This window comes from Streptomyces sp. NK08204, assembly GCF_020400585.1.
Classification (GTDB): Bacteria; Actinomycetota; Actinomycetes; order Streptomycetales; family Streptomycetaceae; genus Streptomyces.
In genome coordinates this window covers 358,108-379,448 of record NZ_JAINVF010000002.1, presented here as the reverse complement: position 1 = coordinate 379,448, position 21,341 = coordinate 358,108, and the positions used below count along the sequence as shown (strand labels likewise).

Genomic DNA, 21,341 nt, shown 5'->3' with positions numbered 1-21,341 from the left:
ACCGCACCCCGCCAACGTTCCGGCCGGTCCCGGCGTCGAAGAAGCGTCATCCGGTCCAGCACCCTCGGGGGTAACGCCATGCGCACACCGCACCGCCCGCACCGACCACGTTCCGCACGCCCCGTCCCGGCCCTGGCCGCGGTCCTGCTCACCGTCTCCCTGGCGCTCGCCGGGTGCAGCGCGAGCGGCTCCGGCGGCAGCTCCGCCGACAAGGCCGCCGCGGGCGGCGTCGCCCGCGGCGGTGCCGGGAGCGGCGCGGGCTTCGGCCCCGCGGACGGCGCGAAGGCGGCGGGTGCCACGGCGGACGACGCCAAGGCCGTCCGTAAGGCGCCGAAGCTCGCGCCGAGCGCGATCATCCGTACCGCGTCCCTGACCATCGAGGTCAAGCACGTGCCCAAAGCCCTGGAGCAGGTGCGAACGAGCGCCGAGACCGCTGGTGGCTACGTCGGCGAGGAGACGACCAGCCGGGACGCCGACGGCCACGAGCACACCCGGGTCGTGCTGCGCGTGCCCACGGAGAGGTACGACGGCGTGCTCGCCGATCTCCAGGGCACCGGCAAGCTCGTGGAGCGCACCGCGAAGGCGGTGGACGTCACCGACCAGGTCGTGGACGTCGACAGCCGCATCAGGTCGCAGCGGGCCAGCGTGGCCCGGATCCGTGCGCTGATGAACCAGGCGGACAAACTGAGCGACGTCGTCACCCTGGAGGGAGAGCTGAGCGCCCGGGAAGCCGACCTGGAGTCGCTGCTGGCCCGGCAGGCGTCCCTGAAGGACCGCACGAGCCTGGCCACGATCACGCTGTCGCTGTCCGAGACGCCCGTGCGGAAGGCGGCCGAGGACGACTCGCCGGGCTTCGTGGACGCCCTGTCGGGCGGCTGGCACGTGTTCGTCGCGATGCTGCGCTGGCTCGCCCTCGCCCTCGGCGCCGCCCTGCCGTTCGCGGCGCTCGCGACCCTGCTCGCGCTGGTGTGGCGGCGCGTCGTACGCCCCCGGCTGCCGCGCCGTCCGCACCCCGCGTCCGCGACGACCGCACCGGGGCCGCTGCCGCACGCCCGCCCCGTGCCGGACGCTTCGACCGGACGTGACGGGACCTGACGGGGACCGAGACCTCCCCGCCCCGTAGCGTGTTCGCATGAGCATGAGCGCTGGGCGGGGCGGGACGGAACGACTGGTCGTCATCGGCGGTGACGCCGCGGGCATGTCCGCGGCGTCCCAGGCGCGCCGGCTGAAGGGGCCCCGGGAGCTGGAGATCGTAGCCTTCGAACGCGGGCGCTTCACCTCGTTCTCGGCGTGCGGGATCCCGTACTGGGTGGGCGGGGACGTCCCCGGACGCGACCGGCTGATCGCGCGCACCCCGCAGGAGCACCGCGCACGCGGGATCGATCTGCGGCTGCGCACCGAGGTCACCGAGATCGACGTGGAGCGTCGGCGGGTACGCGCACGCGACGTCGATTCCGGCACCGAGTCGTGGACGCCGTACGACAAGCTCGTCATCGCCACCGGCGCCCGCCCGGTCCGCCCGGACATGCCCGGAGTGGACACCCCCGGCGTGCACGGGGTGCAGACCCTGGAGGACGGCCAGGCCCTGCTCGAGTCGCTGGCACGCACGCGTGGCCGCAGGGCGGTGGTCGTCGGGGCGGGCTACATCGGTGTCGAGATGGCCGAGGCGCTGATCAACCGCGGTTTCGAGGTGACGGTCGTCAACCGCGGCGAGGAGCCCATGTCGACACTCGACCCCGACATGGGCCGTCTGGTGCACCGGGCCATGGAGGGGATGGGCATCACGATGGTGAACGACGCCGAGGTCACCAAGGTGCTCAGCGGACAGGACGGCCGGGTCCGCGCGGTCGCCACGCAGGACGCGCAGTTCCCGGCGGACGTGGTGATCCTGGGCATCGGCGTCCGCCCCGAGACCACCCTCGCGGGCGCCGCGGGCCTTCCCCTCGGCTTCCACGGGGGCCTGCTCACCGACCTGGCGATGCGCGTGCGCGGCCACGAGGACATCTGGGCGGGCGGCGACTGCGTCGAGGTCCTCAACCTGGTCTCGGGTCAGGAGCAGTACGTCCCGCTCGGTACCCACGCCAACAAGCACGGCCAGGTCATCGGCAGCAACGCCGGCGGTGGCTACGCGACCTTCCCGGGTGTGGTCGGCACGGCCGTGAGCAAGGTCTGCGAGCTGGAGATCGCCCGCACCGGGCTGCGCGAGAAGGACGCCCACCGGGTGGGCCTGGCGTTCGAGACGGTCACCATCGAGTCGACCAGCCGCGCCGGTTACTACCCCGGCGCCTCCCCCATGACCGTCAAGATGCTCGCCGAGCGCCGTACGGGACGCCTGCTGGGCGTCCAGATCGTGGGGCGGGAGGGCGCCGCGAAGCGGGTCGACGTCGCGGCGGTGGCGCTGACCGCCGGGATGACGGTGGAGCAGATGACGGCCCTGGACCTGGGCTACGCCCCGCCCTTCTCCCCGGTGTGGGACCCGGTCCTGGCGGCGGCGAGAAAGGCGACGGCGAAGGTGCGGGCTTCCTAGGCCCGGTCCGGGGCACTCTTCCTGTGTGGTGATCCCCGTCCATGACGTGAACCCGGCGCGCCGCACCCCCTGGGTGACGTACGCCCTCATCGCCGCCAACGTGCTCGTGTTCCTCTCCACGCCGGGCATGGCGGGTTCGGTGGCCGGCGGCAGCGATCTGGCGCAGCTGTGCCATCTGCGGGCCTTCACGGACCACTACGCGGCGGTTCCGAGGGAACTGATCCACCAGCGGATGCCGCGCCTGGTGCCGACCGGCGACGTGGGTGTGGGGCCGCACGGCGCGGGCTGTGTCGTGTCCCCGCCCGGCTACCACAAGTCCCCGCCGCTGTCGGTCTTCACCGCGATGTTCCTGCACGGCAGCTGGCTGCACCTGCTCGGGAACATGCTCTTCCTGCTGATCTTCGGCAACAACGTCGAGGACCGGATGGGCCACATCCGCTACTTCCTCTTCTACGTCGTCTGCGGTTACGCGGCCGGGTACGGGTACGCGCTGCTCAACGACGACTCGGGAACCCCGCTGATCGGCGCGTCCGGCGCGATCGCCGGAGTCCTCGGCGCCTATCTGGTGCTGTACCCGAGGGCGCGGGTGTGGGTCCTCGTCCCGTTCCTGGTCTTCCTGCCGCTGCGGCTGCCCGCCTGGCTGGTGCTGGGCTTCTGGTTCGGGCTGCAGGCGGTGTACTCAGCCGGTCACGGCGTCTTCGGCGCGGGAACCGTGGCCTACGCGGCGCACGTGGTCGGCTTTGTCACCGGCATGCTGATCGCCTGGCCGCTCAAGCCGGGCACCCCGCCCCCGCCGGAGCCGCGCGGCCTGCTCTTCGGCAGACGGGCGCGGCCCCGTCACTCATGGTGAGTCAGCGGGCGGTCCGGGCGTGGACGTAGTCCACGAGCCGGGTGAGCGCCTCCGGGTCGGTGTTCGGCATGACGCCGTGCCCGAGGTTGAAGACGTGGCCCTCGAGACCGGCGGCCGCGTCCAGCACCTCGCGGGCCTTGGTCTCGACGGTGTCCTTGTCGGTGAACAGGACGGTCGGGTCCAGGTTTCCCTGGAGCGCCTTGCCGGGGCCGACGCGGCGGTGGGCCTCGTCCAGCGGGACGCGCCAGTCGACGCCGACGACGTCCGCACCGGCCTCGCCCATGAGCTTGAGCAGTTCGCCGGTGCCGACGCCGAAGTGGATGCGCGGGACACCGTATCCGGCGACGGCGTCGAAGACCTTCGCGGAGGCGGGCATGACCGAGCGCCGGTAGTCGGCCGGGGCGAGTGAGCCGACCCAGGAGTCGAACAGCTGGACCGCGCTCGCGCCCGCCTCGATCTGCACCTTCAGGAAGGCGGCCGTGATGTCGGCGAGACGGTCCAGCAGGTCGGCCCACAGCTCGGGGTCGCCGTACATCATCGCCTTGGCGTTCTCGTACGTACGCGACGGGCCGCCCTCGACCAGGTAGCTCGCGAGGGTGAACGGGGCGCCCGCGAACCCGATCAGCGGGGTCGGGCCCAGCTCGCGGGTGAGCAGACCGATGGCCTCGGTGATGTAGGGGACGTCCTCGGGGGTGAGGTCGCGCAGCCGGGCGAGGTCGGCTCGGGTGCGGACCGGCTGCTCGACGACCGGGCCGACGCCGGGCTTGATGTCGAGGTCGATACCGATGGCCTTGAGCGGTACGACGATGTCGCTGAAGTAGATGGCCGCGTCCACGTTGTGACGGCGCACCGGCTGGAGCGTGATCTCGGTGACCAGCTCGGGCCGCATGCAGGACTCGAGCATGGGGATGCCCTCGCGCACCTTGCGGTACTCGGGCAGGGAGCGGCCGGCCTGGCGCATGAACCACACGGGGGTGTGCGGCACGGGTTCGCGTCGGCATGCCCGGAGGAACGCGCTGTCGTACGTCGCTGTCGGCTGCTTGCCCGTGGGGCTTCCGTTGGCACTCACGACGGCAAGTCTCGCACGGCCCGCGGCGGAGAAGTGCCGCAGCCCTCGTGGGGTGTCCCTCCCTGCGCGAAGGCCGCGTTCCCCTTACTCTTCCCCGCATGGCTGCGGCTCAGGGACGACTGTCGGACGGCGCTGACGGAATGGACGACGCGAAGGACGCGAAGGACGCGGAGGACGGGCGGGAGGGTGATGCGCTGCCGCCGGCGTACCGGGCCGCGGTGGAGGCACTGCGCTCCGCGCGGCTGCGGCCGCAGGTGGAGGTGGAGCCGTCGCCGGCCCCACAGCGGCTCGCCCCGTACGCGTACGCGCTGGAGGCGGTCGTGGTCGACGGTGAGCAGGAGCTGGCCGACGGGCGGCTGGTGCTGCTGCACGACCCGGCCGGGCACGAGGCCTGGCGCGGCACGTTCCGGATGGTGACGCTGGTGCGGGCGGAGCTGGAGCCGGAGATGGCGGCCGATCCGCTGCTGCCCGAGGTGTGCTGGTCGTGGCTGACCGGGGCGTTCCAGTCGCGGGGGCTGCGTTACGGCGAGCCGAGCGGAACGGTCACGCGCGCGGGCTCGCACTACTTCGGTGGGCTGGCCGAGCGCCCGCCCGCCTCGCAGATCGAGATCCGCGCCTCCTGGACGCCGCGCGAAGGCCCGGGCGGGGTGCCGGACACCGCGGCCCACCTGGCGTCCTGGTGCGATCTGCTGGCACAGGTCGCAGGACTGCCGCCGGCCTCTCCGGGCGACGCGTCGGTGGTGACGCTGCCGCAGCGCCGGGGTCCGCAGCCCCGGGGTCCGCAGTCCCGGGGTCCGCAGTCCCGGTGACACGGCGCCCGAAACACCCCTGTTGACCATCTCTTTGTCGATACGGCCACTTTCTGCACTGGAATGACACCGGCCCGAGCCGACTCGATCTTCGGATGATCGATCGCGTGTCCGAATTGCGCAGATTGTTACTCACTAGATCGTGATCACTCTCTAAAGGCGGACGAGTTTGCTGCCGAAGACGACTGTGACCTTGAAAGCACGGTTCGTCCCGGCTTCATCCCCACAAGCCGGCCCCGTCCCCCCACCCAGGAGGCCTGGTGTCCGTTCTCCTTGAGCAACCCGCAAGCCTGGTCGCCTACCGCCCGAACAAGCCGACCGCCATGGTGGTCGTGGCCGACCCGCGCGTCCGTTCCACCGTCACCCGCCACCTGTGGGCGCTCGGCGTGCGCGATGTCATCGAAGCCTCGTCCATCGCGGAGGCTCGTCCCCGCATCGGCAACCCCCGTGACATCTGCGTCGCCGACGTCCACCTGCCCGACGGCTCCGGCCTGACCCTGCTGTCCGAGACCCGCGCCGCCGGCTGGCCCAACGGCCTGGCGCTCTCCGCGGCCGACGACATCGGCGCCGTCCGCAACGCCCTGGCCGGCGGGGTCAAGGGCTACGTCGTCACCGGCACCCGGACCAACATCGGGCTCCCCACCCGACCCGGTGCCGCACCCATCGGTGCCGCCGCCCGGATGCACCGCCGCCCCCCGGGTGCCCCGAGCCACCCGGGCGGCTACCGCGAACTGTCCGGACGCGAGGTCGAGGTGCTGCGACTCGTCGCGGAGGGCCAGTCGAACAAGGCGATCGGCGTCTCCATGGGCCTGTCCGCGCTCACGGTGAAGAGCCACCTGGCCCGGATCGCCCGCAAGCTCGGCACCGGCGACCGGGCCGGCATGGTGGCCGTGGCCCTGCGCACCGGGATCATCCACTGACGCCGTACAGCCCTCGAACGATTCCCGAACGATTCCCGAACGAGCCCGCACGCCTCCCGAACGACCCCCGCAAGCCCCCGCAAGCCCCCGCAAGCCCCCTGGAAAGATCCCTGAAACCCCCCTGAACACGCCCTGGAAGACCCCGCCTGCACAACCCGGAAACACCCCTCGCACGCCCCCCGGAACCGGCCGCACCCGTTCACCCATGTGAACCGGGAGCCTGACCGGGCTGACTGGTTTACGCCCCTCGGACGCCCGTCGACGGAACGTTCCGTCGACGGGCGCCGTGCACACACCGATACCCTTGACAGGTGACCGACGCCCAAGACACCGCAGCAGACAGCTCCCTGCGCACGCCCGGAGGCACTCCTCCGGACGACGCCGGATCTTCTGTGACGGGGGCGCCGACACCGTTGCTCGAACCCCGCGAGGGCATTCCGCCCGTGATCGCCGACGAGGCCGCCCTCGTCGAGGTGATCTCCGCCTTCGCCGCGGGCTCCGGCCCCGTCGCCGTGGACGCCGAGCGCGCCTCCGGATACCGCTACGGCCAGCGCGCCTATCTCGTGCAGCTGCGCCGGGAGGGCGCCGGAAGCGCCCTGATCGACCCCGTCGCCTGCTCCGACCTGGCCGGTTTCGGTGAGGCGCTGTCCGGCGTGGAGTGGGTGCTGCACGCGGCCACCCAGGACCTGCCCTGCCTGCGCGAGATAGGCATGGTGCCCACCCGCCTGTTCGACACCGAGCTGGCCGGCCGGCTGGCCGGCTTCCCGCGGGTCGGCCTCGGCGCCATGGTCGAGAACGTCCTCGGCTTCGTGTTGGAGAAGGGCCACTCCGCCGTCGACTGGTCGACCCGGCCACTGCCCGAGCCCTGGCTGCGTTACGCCACCCTGGACGTCGAACTGCTCGTCGACCTGCGGGACGCCCTGGAGAAGGAGCTGGACCGCCAGGGCAAGCTGGAGTGGGCCCTGCAGGAGTTCGACGCGATCGCGGCCGCGCCGCCCGCCGAGCCGAGGAAGGATCCCTGGCGCCGTACGTCCGGGATGCACAAGGTGCGCAGGCGCCGGCAGCTCGCTGTCGTCCGGGAGCTGTGGGAGACGCGGGACCGGATCGCCCGGCGCAGGGACGTGTCGCCGGGCAAGGTGCTGTCCGACGCGGCGATCGTCGAGGCCGCGCTCGCTCTGCCGGGCAATGTGCACGCGCTGGCCGTTCTGAACGGGTTCGGCCACCGGGTGGGGCGCCGGCAGCTGGAGCACTGGCAGGACGCGGTGGACCGGGCGAAGGCCCTGCCCGAGAGCGCGCTGCCGCAGCCGGGCCAGCCCGTCGCCGGTCCGCCGCCGCCGCGGGCCTGGGCCGACAAGGACCCCGCCGCCGCGGCCCGGTTGACGGCCGCCCGGGCCGGGGTGTCCGCCCTGGCCGAGCAGCTCAACATGCCCCAGGAGAACCTGATCTCCCCGGACACGGTGCGCCGGGTCTGCTGGGAGCCGCCCGCGTCCGCCGGCGCGGCGGCCGTGGAGTCCGCGCTCGCCGGCTACGGGGCGCGGGCGTGGCAGGTCGAGCTGGTGACGCCGGTGCTGGTGAAGGCGCTGTCGGCGAAGGGCGCCTAGCCCACCCGCTCGGCGCTCTCCCCGAGGCCGTCCGAGGGCCGGGGAAGTGGAACAGGAACGTCGAGATCACGCCAAGATCCGGGAGGGCATGCGACGCGCCTGCCGGTGCGCTGTCCGCCCAGAGACCCAGGATCGCCGGTGTGACGTTCACCGCTCGCCCCGGCAGGACTGTGCAGCTACGTTACTCATAAGTAGCATGGGCCCTGAGCGCGCGCTCAGCGCAACGCAGCAGTGCCATCCCGCACCCTGGAGGAGAGCCATCGTGCCTCGTACCGTCAGGGACGTCGTCTTCGTCGACGGCGTCCGCACCCCGTTCGGCAAGGCGGGCCCGAAGGGCATCTACCACGAGACCCGCGCCGACGACCTTGTCGTGAAGGCGATCCGGGAGCTGCTGCGCCGCAACCCCGGCCTGGACCCGAAGAAGATCGACGAGGTCGCCATCGCCGCGACCACGCAGATCGGCGACCAGGGCCTGACCCTCGGCCGCACGGCCGGCATCCTCGCCGGGCTGCCGCAGTCCGTCCCGGGCTACTCGATCGACCGCATGTGCGCCGGTGCGCTGACCGCCGTGACGACCACCGCCGGTTCGATCGCCTTCGGCGCCTACGACGCCGTCATCGCCGGCGGCGTCGAGCACATGGGCCGCCACCCGATGGGCGAGGGCGTGGACCCCAACCCGCGCTTCGTCTCCGAGAAGCTCGTCGACGAGTCCGCCCTGTTCATGGGCATGACCGCGGAGAACCTGCACGACCGCTACCCGCAGATCACCAAGCTGCGCGCGGACGAGTACGCGGTGCGCTCGCAGGAGAAGGCCGCCAAGGCGTACGCCAACGGCAAGATCCAGCAGGACCTGGTGCCGATCTCGGTGCGCCGCACCAACCCCGAGGCCGGCGAGACCGGCTGGGGCCTGGTCACCGCCGACGAGCCGATGCGCCCGGGTACGACCCTGGAGAACCTGCAGGGCCTCAAGACGCCGTTCCGCGTGCACGGCCGGGTCACCGCCGGCAACGCGGCCGGTCTGAACGACGGCGCCACCGCCTCGATCATCGCGAGCGAGGACTTCGCCCGCGAGAACGGCCTGCCGGTCAAGATGCGCCTCGTCTCGTACGCCTTCGCGGGCGTCGAGCCGGAGGTCATGGGCTACGGCCCGATCCCGGCCACGGAGAAGGCCCTCGCCAAGGCGGGCCTGTCCATCTCCGACATCGGTCTGTTCGAGATCAACGAGGCGTTCGCCGTCCAGGTCCTGGCCTTCCTGGAGCACTACGGCATCGCGGACGACGACGAGCGCGTCAACCAGTACGGCGGCGCCATCGCCTACGGCCACCCGCTGGCCTCCTCCGGCGTCCGCCTGATGACGCAGCTGGCCCGCCAGTTCGAGGAGCAGCGCCACGTCCGCTACGGCCTGACCACCATGTGCGTCGGCTTCGGCATGGGCGCGACGGTCATCTGGGAGAACCCGCACTTCGAGGGGGACAAGTGAGCACCACCGCTGAGCTTCTGAAGGGTGCGGCCGAGCTGTTCCCCGACGAGGTCGTGACGTCCGCGCACGTCCGCCACCTCGACCTGCCGTTCGGCGCCGGGCGCTTTGCGCTCATCACGCTGGACAACGGCTTCGACCACACCAAGCCGACCACCTTCGGCCCCGCCTCGCTCGCGAACCTCAACACCGCGATCGACCAGGTGGAGAAGGAGGCGGCCGAGGGCGCGATCGTCGGCGTCGGCATCACCGGCAAGCCGTTCATCTTCGCCGTCGGCGCCGACCTCAAGGGCGTCGAGCTGCTGAAGAGGCACGAGGACGCGCTCGCCATCGGCAAGGGCGGCCACGAGGTCTTCAAGCGCCTGGCGGCCCTCGCGGTCCCGACCTTCGCCTACTACAACGGCGCGGCCATGGGCGGCGGCGTCGAGGTCGGCCTGCACTGCACCTACCGCACGGTGTCGAAGGCGCTGCCCGCCTTCTCGCTGCCCGAGGTCTTCCTGGGCCTGGTCCCGGGCTGGGGCGGCTGCACGATCCTGCCGAACCTGATCGGCGCGGACAAGGCCGTCTCGGTGATCATCGAGAACAGCCTGAACCAGAACAAGCAGCTCAAGGGCAAGCAGGTCTTCGAACTGGGCATCGCCGACGCCCTCTTCGAGGGTGCCGACTTCCTGGAGCAGTCGCTGATCTGGACGGCGAACGTCCTCAAGGGCGAGATCGAGGTCGAGCGTCCGGTGATCGACCGCGGTGAGGCCTGGGATCAGGCCGTCGCCAAGGGCCGGTTCATCGCCGACTCCAAGGTGCACGGCGCGGCCCCGGCCGCCTACCGCGCCCTGGACATCATCGCCGCCGCCAAGAACGGCGACCTGCAGCAGGGTTACGACGCCGAGGACCAGGCCCTCGCCGACCTGATCATGGGCGGTGAACTGCGCTCCGGCATCTACGCCTTCAACCTGGTGCAGAAGCGCGGCAAGCGCCCGGCCGGCGCCCCGGACAAGAACCTGGCGCGTCCGGTCACCAAGGTCGGCGTGGTGGGCGCGGGCCTGATGGCCTCCCAGCTCGCCCTGCTCTTCCTGCGCCGCCTGGAGGTGCCGGTCGTCCTGACCGACATCGACCAGGAGCGCGTCGACAAGGGTGTGGGTTACGTCCACGCCGAGATCGACAAGCTGCTCGGCAAGGGCCGGATCAACCAGGACAAGGCCAACCGCCTCAAGGCGCTGGTGACCGGTGTCCTGGACAAGGCCGAGGGCTTCGCGGACGCGGACTTCGTCATCGAGGCCGTGTTCGAGGAGATCAGCGTCAAGCAGCAGGTGTTCGCCGAGGTCGAGGCGGTCGCCCCGGCGCACGCGATCCTCGCCACCAACACCTCCTCGCTCTCCGTGTCGGAGATGGCCTCGAAGCTGAAGCACCCCGAGCGGGTCGTCGGCTTCCACTTCTTCAACCCGGTCGCGGTCCTGCCGCTGCTGGAGATCGTCCGCGGCGAGAAGACGGACGACGCCTCGCTCGCGACCGCGTTCGCCGTCGCCAAGAAGCTGAAGAAGACCGCGGTTCTGGTCAAGGACGCCCCGGCGTTCGTCGTCAACCGCATCCTGACCCGCTTCATGGGCGAGATCCAGAACGTCATCGACGAGGGAACCCCGGTCGAGGCGGCGGAGAAGGCGGTGGAGCCCCTGGGCCTGCCGATGTCCCCGCTCGTCCTCCTGGAGCTGGTCGGCCCGGCGATCGGCCTGCACGTCTCGGAGACCCTCAACCGGGCCTTCCCGGACCGCTTCAAGGTCTCCCCGAACCTCAAGGCGGTCGTGGAGGCGGGCAAGCGCGGCTTCTACGTCTACGACAGCGGCAAGCCGGAGCTGGACCCGGAGGTCGCCGCGCTGCTCAAGCAGGGCGACACCGTCCTGACCGAGGAGCAGGTCCGCGCCCGCGTCCTGGACGCGGTGGCCCAGGAGATCGGCCTGATGCTCGACGAGGGCGTCGTCGCCGAGGCCCAGGACATCGACCTCTGCCTGATCACGGGCGCCGGCTGGCCCTTCCACCTGGGCGGCATCACGCCGTACCTGGACCGCGAGGGCGTCTCGGAGCGTATGAACGCCAAGAAGTTCCTGGCCCCGGGCGTGGCCAGCGTCCCGGCCTGACAGCACGCACCGTACGGCCGTACGCTGCCCGGCACACCGACCGGTGTGCCGGGCAGCGGCGTTGTCAGGGCCCGGCGTTCAGGGAGTGCACGGTGAGGCCGGCGGCCGGTGAGCCGGCGTGGAGCACCCGTGTCACACGGACGGGGCGAGGACGCGTTGCCGGGTATCGACGAGGCCCTCGTGGTTCACCGGAGCTTCCTCGCCGCACCCCGCCGAACGCGCTTGAGAGCAAAGCCTGTTGCGTTCAGCTCTGTGGCACCGCTTCACATCTGGCGCCACGCCTGCAGTGCCAGCCCCGGCTCGTCCTTGCGGCGGGTCAGGAGGAGTTGGCCGGTGGAGGGGGACAGCGTGGCCGCCACCACGCGGTCGTCCTCGTCCGTGGCCAGGGCCACCGTCGCATCCAGCGGGAGCAGGGGGCCCGACTCGGTCCACCACGCGCCGGCCGACTCGAGTTCCGTGGGGTAGGCGGCGAAGGCCACCCGGCCGCTCGCGCTGCGCTGGGCCAGCAGGGTGCAGTCGTGGCCGTCCAGGTCGCAGCGGACCGCGGCGACCGGACCGGGGCCCGCCGAGGCGAGGAGGGTGGCCGGGGCGCTGCCGGGGCGCCAGGTGCACAGGTCGCCCGAGGTGTCGGTGTAGAAGACGGTCGTGCTCTCGGGGGATGTCGCCAGCGCGTGCAGGGTGCCGGGGCGGACCGGGGCCTCCAGGGCTTCCTGGAGGACCGGCTGGGCGCCGGGTTCCTCCTGGTGCCAGTAGAGGATGCCGGCCGGGGTGGCCGCGTACAGGTCGACCCGGCCGGACTCCTGCGTCACCGCGGCGAGGCCGTCCTGGACCTCCTTGCCCTTCAGGTCCCGCCAGGGCTCCCAGCCGCCCTTCTCCTTCTGGGCGAGCAGGCTCACCCCGCCGTCGTTGTTGCGGACGAAGACGTGGGCGCGGCCCTGGGCGTCGACGGCCACGGCGGGCGTGCCCGCGCGGTCGCCCTTCTTGTCCGGGTGGCCGATCGGTGCCCAGTCCAGGGCGGCGAGGCGGGGACGGAAGTGGGTGGAGTGCACCAGCCCCGACTCCCCCTTGGCCGTGGGCCGCCAGGAGACCAGATGGGCGTAGCCGTCCAGGCCCTGCCCGACCGCGAGCACGGGGTGGAGCCGCTGATCGCCGCCCACCTGGCGCGGTTCGGTCCAGGGGCCGCCACAGGCGCGCTCCGCCCGGCACCGGACGGACTCGCCCGACAGCTGGTAGACACTGAGCCGGCCGTCTCGGCCGCGCAGGAGCCAGTTGCCGTTCACCGGTTCACTCTATGCCGCGCCCGGTACGTGCCGTGGCCCGGCCCCCGCCCGACCGGTCACAGCCGCTTGGCGCTGCGGAACAGCTCGGCGTAGAAGCCGTCGCCGTCGATGCGGGAGACACCGCCCTTGTCGCCGATCGTGGGGCCGTTCTGCTCCTTGCGGCTGGAGATGAAGACCTTGTGGCCCTCGGTGTCCAGGCCCAGGTACAGGGCGGAGTGGTCGATGTGGTCGCCGGTGCGGTGGTCCATCTTGAAGAACAGCAGGTCGCCCGGCTGCAGCATGTCGGTGTTCTTCGGGCGGGTGTACCAGGGAGCGGGCCCCTGGAGCTTGATGATGTCGACGCCGGCCTTGGAACGGGCCATGCCGTTGGCGGTGCGCGGGAGACCGTCACCGGCGTCGTTGGTGGGCATCAGCGGGTAGCGGGCGCGGTAGCCGAACACCATCCGGATGAAGCCGGAGCAGTCCAGCGCCCGGTAGCGCTCCTTGCGCGGATACATCGTGACGCCGTTGCGGAAGGTGTACGGGATGCCGAGGTAGTCGTAGAAGTCGTTCTGCTCCAGGCGGTCCACGCCGTCCGGCTTGAACGGGCCGAAGACCGCGTCACCCGCGTACGGCACGCCCGCCGAGTCCTTCTTGACCGGGGCGCCCTGCACGTACTGGAAGGCGATCGCGAAGATGTCGTCCTCCTGGCTGCCGTAGTACTGCTTGAACCAGTCCTTGAACCACTGCTGGTTCTCGGCGCCCTTGGTCCAGGGTTCCGGCATGAGGCGGATCCAGTCGTCCGTGACGACCTTGGTGCTGGTGTTGGCGGGCTCGCTGAAGGTGCGCGACGGGCCCTTGAGGGTGGCGGTGCGGGCGCCGTCGGTGAAGGTGGCGATGACCGCGCCCTTGCCGTCGCGCAGCACCGAGCGGGCCGGGTCGTTCAGTCGCTCCCAGGTCTGCTTGCCGGTCGCCTTGCCCGAGTTCTGCAGGGCGTTGTCGGTGACCGTCTGGGCGGCAGGGGCCTTGGCCTCTGCGTCCTTGCGCAGTTCGATGGTGAAGTACGCGCTGCCCGCGAGCAGCGCCAGGACCGTCGCCGTGTGGACGACGGGGCGGCCTTTGCGCTTCGGCATGGTGGGGGCTCCAGAATACGTCGGGAACAGACGGGCTCAGGCGGAGGGCAGGGCGCCCAGCAGGATGCCGGCGGTCAGGACCACGTAGGTGGCCAGGGTGACCGATCCGACGGACAGCAGGGTGGCGCCCTTGGGCTGGCGGACCAGCTGGTAGCCGATCAGGCCCGGGACGATGAAACCGAGCGTCTGGTTGGCGTACAGCAGCGGGAACTCCATCTGCAGCACGATGATCACGGTGGCCTGGATGAGCACGCCGCTGAGCACGACGGCCGCGAACAGCCGCTTGCCGTACAGGATCACGAACTTCTGCATCAGCAGGGTGGCGAGGTAGGTCAGCACGGTCACGCCGACCACCAGGGCGGCCCGCTGGAGGTCCTCGATGAGGGTGAGCGCGAGCCAGCCCGGCGTGATCATGCCTCCCGGCGACAGATTGGTCGTCAGGTAGCACATCAGCGAGAACATCAGACCCAGGCCGATACCGATCGCGGCGATCTCGGGGGTGAGGACGGAGGGGATCAACGCTGTTCTCCTGGGCTGTGCCACTGCTGGCTGTCGTCGGCGGAAGGCTGGGGGTAGATGCGGGGCTCGAACAGCCCGCGGAACTGGGGCGGTCCGGCCGCGTGGCCCTGGTCCCGGTCCGCCTGCGGGACGGCGGGAGCGTGCGGCGCGGCGGCGTCCTGGTGCCGCTGCGGCCAGTCGTCCTGGCCCCGCTGATCGTGCTGCGGCCAGTCGTCCTGGCCCCGCTGATCGTGCTGCGGCCAGTCGTCCTGGCCCCGCTGATCGTGCTGCGGCCAGTCGTCGTGCCCCTGCCGGCCGTGCTGCGGCCAGTCGTCGTTCGGGTGCTGCTGCGGCCAGTCGTCGCCCGGGTGCGGGTGCTCGGCGGCACGCTGCACGGGGATCTGCGGGACGTAGGGCTGCTGCGCGGTGTACGGCTGCTGGCTGTAGCGCGATTCGTACGCCTCCGGGTAGCCCTGGTAGGGGTCGATCCGGGGGGCGTACAGCTGCATGGTCTCGACGTGCTCGACCACGGCGGGCGACGTGGCCGCGCGGCCGGCCGGGGCCGCGGCGGCGGGCTCCTCGGCGCTGTCGTCCGCCGGGAGTTCGGCGAGGTGCTCCAGCAGGATCTCGCCCTGGCCGTGGATGTTGCCGATCGCGACCATCGAGGAGTCCGGGCCGAGCATGTCCAGCATCTTGCCCATGAATTCCTCGGGGTCACGCTTGTCGCCACCGAGGTCTACGGCGCGCGAGCGGAACTCGGCCGGGATGGCGTCGATGGCGGACTTGGCCGGGTGGCCGATGACGAAGACGCGCTCCGGATCGAGGTCGGGGATGATCTCGCCCATCTGCCCGTTGCGCTCGACGCGGTCGGGGCGGCAGTTGATGACCACGTTGAGCGGGCGGTGGATGGCGCCGAGGTCGAGCAGCTGGTTGATGTTCATCAGCGTCGACTCGGGGTCGTTGGCCGCGAAGACGTTGGCGAAGCGCAGCTTCTTGCCCTCGTGCGTCTGGTAGCGCTCGACGGAGAGGACACCGGGGTCCGGCGGGGCCTCGTACATGCCCTGCAGGGCCGTCTCCCGGTCGACGCCGAGGAGTTCGGCGACGGTGAGGGCGATGGCCACGTTCTCCTTGAAGGTGAACCAGCTGAAGCCGCGCAGCTCCTCGTCGGTGACCGTCTCGGGGTCGGCGTAGATGAGCCGGCAGTTCCGGGAGTCCGCCTCCTCCTGGAGGATGTGGAAGCGGTCCTTCTCGGCGGTGACGCAGATGCCGTCCTCGGGCATCGAGCGGCTCAGTGAGCGGGCCACGTCGTCGAGGGTGGGGCCCATCTCGGCGAGGTGGTCCTCACGGACGTTGCACAGCACGCCGATCGTGGAGCGGATCAGCTTGGACTGGTTGATCTCCTGCAGGGCCGGCATGACCGCCATGCACTCGATGACGAGCGCGTCCGGCTTGTAGGCGGCGGCGCGCCGCACGATGCCGATCTGCTCGACCACGTTGGCGATGCCGAACTTGCGGTAGACCGGTTCCTCGGTGGCGTCCGGGTGGATGAACCGGGCCGCGGTGCCGGTCGTCTTGGCGACGGTCACCAGCCCGCCGCCGCGCAGCGCGCCCGCGCACAGCCGGGTGATGGAGGACTTGCCGCGGATGCCGTTGATCAGCACCCGGGTGGGTATGTGGTCCAGGTTGGTGAAGTGCCGCCGCTGCTCCACGACGCCTGCGACGAGCAGGATCGCGCAGCACACCAGCAGCACGGTGTAGAGGAAGAGCACGGGTGATCAGTTCCTTGTGTACTGCTCGGGCGTGTACTGCTGGGGCGCGGAGATCTGGGGGCCGGACGCCTGGGGGCCGGACGCCGGGGGCGCGGACGCCGGGGGCGGGGTGCGGCGTGGCTGCTGCCGGCGCTGGTCCTGCAGCTGCTGGCGGATGAGTTCCAGCGAGCGGGTGACCGCGCCGACCTCGTCGTGGTGCTGCGGGAACAGGACCGTCTTGCGGTCGCCGCCGGCCAGCGCCTCGGCCCGGCCGGCCAGCGCGCGCAGCGGCCGGGCCACCACGATGTGCAGCCAGCCCAGGCAGGCGACGGCCGCGGCGGCGCCGAGCAGCCCGGCGAGCACGGTGCGGTTCTGGGCGTCGTACTCGGGGATGGCGAGCCGGTTGGCGGGCTGCCAGCTGACCACGGACCAGCCGAGGGACTCGGCGGCGCCACCGCCGTTGAACGGGGCGGCGGCGGCGATCCGTACCCCGTGCTCGCGGTAGAGCACGCCGTTGGCACGGGCCTTCTTCCCGAGCCGCTGGCCGCTGGCCGCGACCAGGTCCTTGAGATGGCCGTCGGGCAGCGAGTGGAAGGCGAGGAAACCGGTGTTGCCCGCGATGATCCCGCCGCGGTTGTCGACGAGGCGGACCACGCCCAGGCCGGGCCGGGTCAGCAGCGCGTTGAAGAACTCGACGCGGAACTCGCCGACGAGCTGGGCGCCGCCCCGGCCGGGGATCTCGGCGTTGCCGACGACGACGGGCTCCTTGCCGCCGCGGCCGAGCAGCCGGATCGGGCTGCTGGAGACCCGGTGGGACCGGATCACCTTGGGCTCCTTGCCCTCCCGGGTCAGGATCTCGCCGGAGGAGTCGACGACGTAGAGCGAGCGGTAGCGGTGGTTCTCGTTGAGGGTGCGCTCCAGGACCTTGTCCATGGCGTCCGGTTCGGTCTTGTTGCCGATCAGGGACGCCACCGACTCCAGGTCGGCGCTGCCCTCGTTGAGCCCGCGGCGCACCCGGTCGCTGAGGGTGTCGGTGCGTTCACGCTGGTCGCTGACGAGCTGCTGCGGTACGACGGCCGTGCTGTCGGCGCGGTTGACCATCAGCATCAGCGGTGCCGACCAGGCCATCAGCAGGACGGCGCAGACGGCCAGCACGGCCGGGGTGCCCACCCGGCGCAGCCCGCTCTGGCGCGGCGTGGGACCGGTCTGCTCGGGGCTCTCGCCGAGCAGCTGGCGCCGCAGCTGTTCCAGGGCGGTGCCGACGCGGCGCGTCTCGCCGTAGCCGGGAACGGTGACAGGCCGGTTCAGGTCACCGCGGGTGAGCCGGCGGGACTCCAGGAACAGCCGGATCAGCGGGCGCTGCACCGTGCCGAGCAGCACGGCCACGGCGATGCCGCCGACGACGAGGAGCGCGCCGGCCGCGAGGACGCCGAACACCGGGGAACCGGGGCGGTCCGGGTCCTCGGCCACCTTGACCATGGCCACCACGGACAGGCCGAGCCCGGAGGCGGTGGTGGTCTCGCCCGGCTCCGGGGCGGCGAGGGCGGCGTATCCGGCGACGGAGCGGTCGCTGAGCACGTGCCCGCCCAGCAGGCTGCCGCTGACGCCCTGGTACCCGCCCATGCCGGGTTCCTTGGTGGTGCGCGGGTCCTTCTTGGCCTTGCGGGCGGCGATCTCGGCGAACGCCTTGAGCTGCTTGCGGGAGGCCTTGGCGTCCACGCGGTCGGCCCTGTTGCGCGTCTGCTCGGGCTCGGGGATGCCGTCGCTGCTGAGGACCGAGCCGTCGGCGTCGACCACGGCGATGGAGCGGAACGGGCCGAGGCTGATACCAGGCGCCTTCAGGGTGCTGGAGGCCACCAGCAGCAGCTGCGGCCTGCCCGGCCAGGTCAGCAGCGCGAAGGACAGCAGCCGGGTCTCGCCGTTCTTCAGCTTGACCAGGCGCGGGGAGAGCCCGCCCTCGTCCCCGAGGGTGGCGGTGTTCACCGAGGTGAGCGGCACGGTCTCGCCGCGGGCCGCGACCAGCTTGCCGGTGCGGATCTCGACGACCGCGGTACCCATCCACTTCTGGTAGCTGCTGCCGAGCTTGTCGAGGACGGCGTCACCGGTGACCGGCTGGCCCGCGCTGAACAGCGCGGCGGAGCGGGTGAGGTCGGTGACGGACTCGTCGATGGAGGCACGCAGCGCGATCGCGCCGTCCTCCGCGAAGTGCTGCTGGGAGGTCAGCACCGCCTTCGGCACACCGGCGTTGTCGACGCGACCCAGCACGAGCGCCGTGATACCGGCGAGCGACAGCAGAAGCACCGACAGCACCGCGATCGGCGGTCGGATGCCTCCGATCAGCGACATGTCGGCTCGTCGGCGGGCTCGGTGCTGCCGCGCCGGGGGCGATGACGCCAAGGGAGGGTCCTCTCAGGGTGTGCGGCCGGTCAGTTCCGCACAGGGATTCAGGGACGATTGTTCAACTATTCGGACATATGTCCGCGCTGCGTACACCTGTAGCGGCAGGTGCACTCGCAGCACTCAGATGTGTAAGTGGCTCATAAAGTTGCCTACCTACCTGTGTGATCTGCACGACATTCGCGTTTAGGTGCTCGAACCGGGGCAGACGTACCCGCCGTCAGGGCAGCGGCGTCAGCGGCTTCAGGCCGTCCTTGGCCGCGCCGCGGTTGAGCATCGTGCCCTCGGTGCGCTCGAACGCGAGCCTCAGCCGAGCCCGCTGGCGGTCGGTGAGGTCCTTGTCGTCGCGGAGCGCGACCGGCACGTCCAGCAGACGGTAGTCGCGTGCGTCGTCGTCGGTGTAGACGGCCTTGTTGCCGTCGGTGGCGTTGACGGCGTCCGGCGGGATCTGCAGCATCGTCGGTTCGAAGCGCGGCTGGACCTCCCAGTGGCCCTTGCCGTGCTCGGTGAAGGTGAACCAGCCGATCACACCCTCCTCGGTCAGCCCCGTCGGCTGCTCGTGCCGGGCGATCTGGTTGCCCATGCCGTAGGCGACCCACAGGCGGCCGTCGACCTTCTCCATCGGCTGGACGACGTGCGCGTGGTGGCCGATGACCAGGTTGATGCCGGTGTGCTCGGCGAGCTGCCGGGCGAAGGAGAGCTGCGTGGCGGTGGGGCTGGGGTCGTGCTCGTGCCCCCAGTGCAGGGAGAGGATGACCACCTCGGCGCCGGCCTTGCGGGCCCGCTGCTCGGCGGCCTGGATCGCGCGCAGGCTCTGCTGGTTGGCGAGCCACGGCTTGTCCTTCGGCATGGCGTGCGGCTCGTTGAAGCCGTACGCGAAGGATATCTGCGCGACCTTGACGCCCTTGACGTCCAGGATCAGCGGGGTCAGCCCCTCCTTCTGGGTGCGGAAGGAGCCGGTGTGCTTCACCCCGGCGGCGTCCAGCGCGTCCAGGGTGCGCTTCACACCCTCGTACCCGTGGTCGAGGGTGTGGTTCGAGGCGGTGGAGCAGGTGTCGTAGCCGAGATCCTTGATCGTCTTCGCGGTCTGCGGCGGCACCGCGAAGTCGGGGAAGCCCTCGAACGGGCCCTTCGGGTCGCCCATCACCGGCTCCTGGTGGCAGATGGCCAGGTCGGCCTTGCTGATGAGCGGCTTGACGCCGGCCATCATCGGCCCGAAGTCGAGCCCGTCCACGCCCTGGCCGGTGCGCTTGGCGTCCTTGCGGGCCTGGTCGACGAGTTCGGGGTGCATCAGGATGTCCCCGGCCGCCGCGACGGTGAACGAACGCCCGCCGCCCTGGTCACCCCCGTCGCCCGGGAGCAGGCCGCAGCCGGCGACGGCGGCGACGAGGGAGAGCGGAGGCAGCAGGGTCAGCAGGGTGCGGCTAAGACGTCTGGTCACCGGGATATCTTGATACAGCCATGAGAGCCACTCGCTCGCGAATCATAACGATCGCAACAATTCTGCTGGTCATCGCCGGACTTGCCGCCGGGCTGACCGCCGTGCTCCGCGCGGGCCGGGACACCGGCACGGACGGCGCGGCCCACCCGGGCGGCAAGGGGGCCCAACAGGTCGACCTGGCCCGCGAGGTGGCGGACTACACCAGCCGGTTCGGTCCGGGCCACGGCTACCGGCCACCCGGCCGGGCCGACCGCGAGGCCGTCGCCGATGCGGTCGGCCTCCTCATCGACGGCCGCCGCAAGCAAGCGGAACGGTTGCTTTCCCAGCGGGACTTCACGGTCCGCACCGTCGTCGACCGAGTCTCCGGGCGCCGCTTCACCGAAGTGGCCGACCGCACCGACGACGCCGTGGCACCGCGCGGCTGGGGCCGGGTCTACATGGACCTGGAGCACCGTCCGCGCTGGTCGGTACAGGTCCCGCACCCCGTCTTCGACGAGGGCACCGAGCAGCTGGGCGTACGGGTCCTGCGCGGCTCGCCCGGCGGCGTCCTGGTGATCGCGGGAGCACATCGCAAAGCCGGAATCGGAAATTCCGCAGACGTGGCGCACCGCCGGGACACCGTTTTCCACGCCATCTGCGCCGAGCTGATCCGCCGCGGGATGCCCGGGATCCAGTTGCACGGCTTCGCCTTCTCCTCCGCCCCCCAGTACGACGTGGTCGCCTCCACCGGCGCCGGGTCGACGGGCCGCGCGGACGGCCGCAGGCTGGCCGACGCCCTGGGCAGAAGCGGGTTCCACGTGTGCCGGGCCTGGGTGCGCGCCTGCCCCCTGGAGGGCAAGGAGAACATGCAGGGCCGGGCCGCCGACGCCGCTCATGTGCCGTTCCTGCACGTGGAGTTCGCCAACGAGGTGCGCATCGACGGTCCGACCGCCGAACGCGCCGCCGCGGTCATCAGCGGGCTCACCCGCCGCTGGTACTCCGGCGTGTGACAACCTGTGGGCATGGCGGACGACACAGGGATCCCGGACGGCGTTCCGGCGGCCACTGCGCTGCCGCTGCTCGTCGTGGACGGCGCGAACGTCGTCGGATCCGTGCCCGACGGCTGGTGGCGCGACCGCCGCGGCGCCGCCGAACGCCTGCGCGACCGGCTGGTGCCGTTCGCCCGGTCCGGGACCGCGGGGCTGGCCGGGCCGTTGGAGCTGGTGCTGGTGGTCGAGGGCGCGGCCCGGGGCGTCCGCTCCGTCCCCGGGGTGCGTGTCGAGGAGGCGCCCGGCAGCGGCGACGACCTCATCGTGGAACTCACGGCGGCGGCGGGCGACCGCCCCTGCGTGGTGGTGACCGCCGACCGTGAGCTGCGGCGGCGGGTCACGGAACTGGGCGCCCGGGTCACCGGCCCCCGCGTGCTGCTGGACTGAGCCCTCCCCCACTCCCTCGGCACCCCGGCGTACACCGGCCAGGCGCCCGCGACGGCGTACCTCTCCCC

17 protein-coding genes are annotated in these 21,341 nt (G+C 71.6%); 10 read left to right on the top strand and 7 right to left on the bottom strand.

Translation table 11 applies throughout. The features are described from left to right. The first annotated feature begins 78 nt into the window (after nt 1–78). The 3 genes from K7G59_RS04755 to K7G59_RS04745 are packed head-to-tail and all read left to right on the top strand — an operon-like array spanning nt 79 to nt 3,377. Nucleotides 79–1,095, top strand: a complete 1,017-nt coding sequence (locus K7G59_RS04755; RefSeq protein ID WP_225830546.1) for a DUF4349 domain-containing protein — start codon at nt 79–81, stop codon at nt 1,093–1,095. Nucleotides 1,096–1,132: 37 nt separating this feature from the next. After that, the gene (locus tag K7G59_RS04750; RefSeq protein WP_225830545.1) at nt 1,133–2,527 is read left to right on the top strand and encodes an FAD-dependent oxidoreductase; all 1,395 of its coding nucleotides are present in this window, start codon (nt 1,133–1,135) and stop codon (nt 2,525–2,527) included. A 25-nt stretch (nt 2,528–2,552) separates the two neighbouring features. Further along, nucleotides 2,553–3,377 carry a rhomboid family intramembrane serine protease gene (locus K7G59_RS04745; RefSeq protein WP_225830544.1) on the top strand — a complete coding sequence of 275 codons (825 nt, stop codon included), beginning with the start codon at nt 2,553–2,555 and terminating at the stop codon, nt 3,375–3,377. A 1-nt stretch (nt 3,378) separates the two neighbouring features. Here K7G59_RS04745 and hemE read toward each other — a convergent pair whose 3' ends face one another. Then, the gene (gene hemE / locus K7G59_RS04740; RefSeq protein ID WP_225830543.1) at nt 3,379–4,446 is read right to left on the bottom strand and encodes a uroporphyrinogen decarboxylase; all 1,068 of its coding nucleotides are present in this window, start codon (nt 4,444–4,446) and stop codon (nt 3,379–3,381) included. A gap of 98 nt (nt 4,447–4,544) precedes the next feature. Here hemE and K7G59_RS04735 point away from each other — a divergent pair, with 98 nt between their 5' ends. From K7G59_RS04735 to K7G59_RS04715, 5 genes are all read left to right on the top strand, one after another. Beyond that, entirely contained in the window at nt 4,545–5,255 is a 711-nt protein-coding gene (locus K7G59_RS04735; RefSeq protein ID WP_225830542.1) for a DUF3000 domain-containing protein, read from the top strand. 260 nt (nt 5,256–5,515) lie between these two features. Next, nucleotides 5,516–6,175 carry a response regulator transcription factor gene (locus tag K7G59_RS04730; protein ID WP_181808392.1) on the top strand — a complete coding sequence of 220 codons (660 nt, stop codon included), beginning with the start codon at nt 5,516–5,518 and terminating at the stop codon, nt 6,173–6,175. A gap of 311 nt (nt 6,176–6,486) precedes the next feature. Beyond that, entirely contained in the window at nt 6,487–7,776 is a 1,290-nt protein-coding gene (locus K7G59_RS04725) for a ribonuclease D (protein ID WP_225830541.1), read from the top strand. A 262-nt stretch (nt 7,777–8,038) separates the two neighbouring features. Then, a complete protein-coding gene (locus tag K7G59_RS04720) occupies nt 8,039–9,256 on the top strand; it encodes an acetyl-CoA C-acyltransferase (protein ID WP_225830540.1) in 1,218 nt (405 codons plus the stop codon). Continuing rightward, entirely contained in the window at nt 9,253–11,382 is a 2,130-nt protein-coding gene (locus tag K7G59_RS04715; protein WP_225830539.1) for a 3-hydroxyacyl-CoA dehydrogenase NAD-binding domain-containing protein, read from the top strand. Before K7G59_RS04720 ends, K7G59_RS04715 begins: the two co-directional genes overlap by 4 nt. 263 nt (nt 11,383–11,645) lie before the next feature. On the opposite strand, the gene K7G59_RS04710 is transcribed toward K7G59_RS04715, so the two are convergent. The 6 genes from K7G59_RS04710 to K7G59_RS04685 form a co-directional block, all read right to left on the bottom strand. Continuing rightward, nucleotides 11,646–12,662 (bottom strand): hypothetical protein, encoded by a 1,017-nt coding sequence (locus K7G59_RS04710; protein ID WP_225830538.1) that lies wholly within the window; start codon nt 12,660–12,662, stop codon nt 11,646–11,648. 56 nt (nt 12,663–12,718) lie between these two features. Next, complete coding sequence (locus K7G59_RS04705) at nt 12,719–13,774, bottom strand: NlpC/P60 family protein (protein ID WP_225830537.1); 1,056 nt, start codon at nt 13,772–13,774, stop codon at nt 12,719–12,721. Between the two features lie 36 nt (nt 13,775–13,810). Further along, entirely contained in the window at nt 13,811–14,293 is a 483-nt protein-coding gene (locus K7G59_RS04700; RefSeq protein WP_225830536.1) for a poly-gamma-glutamate biosynthesis protein PgsC/CapC, read from the bottom strand. Then, the gene (gene pgsB / locus K7G59_RS04695; RefSeq protein WP_225830535.1) at nt 14,290–16,041 is read right to left on the bottom strand and encodes a poly-gamma-glutamate synthase PgsB; all 1,752 of its coding nucleotides are present in this window, start codon (nt 16,039–16,041) and stop codon (nt 14,290–14,292) included. The genes K7G59_RS04700 and pgsB overlap by 4 nt, the downstream gene beginning before the upstream one ends. A gap of 6 nt (nt 16,042–16,047) precedes the next feature. Further along, complete coding sequence (locus K7G59_RS04690; RefSeq protein WP_225830534.1) at nt 16,048–18,366, bottom strand: HAMP domain-containing protein; 2,319 nt, start codon at nt 18,364–18,366, stop codon at nt 16,048–16,050. A 271-nt stretch (nt 18,367–18,637) separates the two neighbouring features. Beyond that, nucleotides 18,638–19,858: a CapA family protein gene (locus K7G59_RS04685; RefSeq protein WP_225830533.1), complete on the bottom strand. Its 1,221-nt coding sequence runs from the start codon at nt 19,856–19,858 to the stop codon at nt 18,638–18,640. A gap of 20 nt (nt 19,859–19,878) precedes the next feature. On the opposite strand from K7G59_RS04685, the gene K7G59_RS04680 reads away from it, so the two are divergent. Continuing rightward, entirely contained in the window at nt 19,879–20,847 is a 969-nt protein-coding gene (locus K7G59_RS04680) for a hypothetical protein (RefSeq protein WP_225830532.1), read from the top strand. A 12-nt stretch (nt 20,848–20,859) separates the two neighbouring features. Continuing rightward, nucleotides 20,860–21,273 carry an NTP pyrophosphohydrolase gene (locus tag K7G59_RS04675; RefSeq protein ID WP_225830531.1) on the top strand — a complete coding sequence of 138 codons (414 nt, stop codon included), beginning with the start codon at nt 20,860–20,862 and terminating at the stop codon, nt 21,271–21,273. The last annotated feature ends 68 nt before the right edge of the window (nt 21,274–21,341 follow it).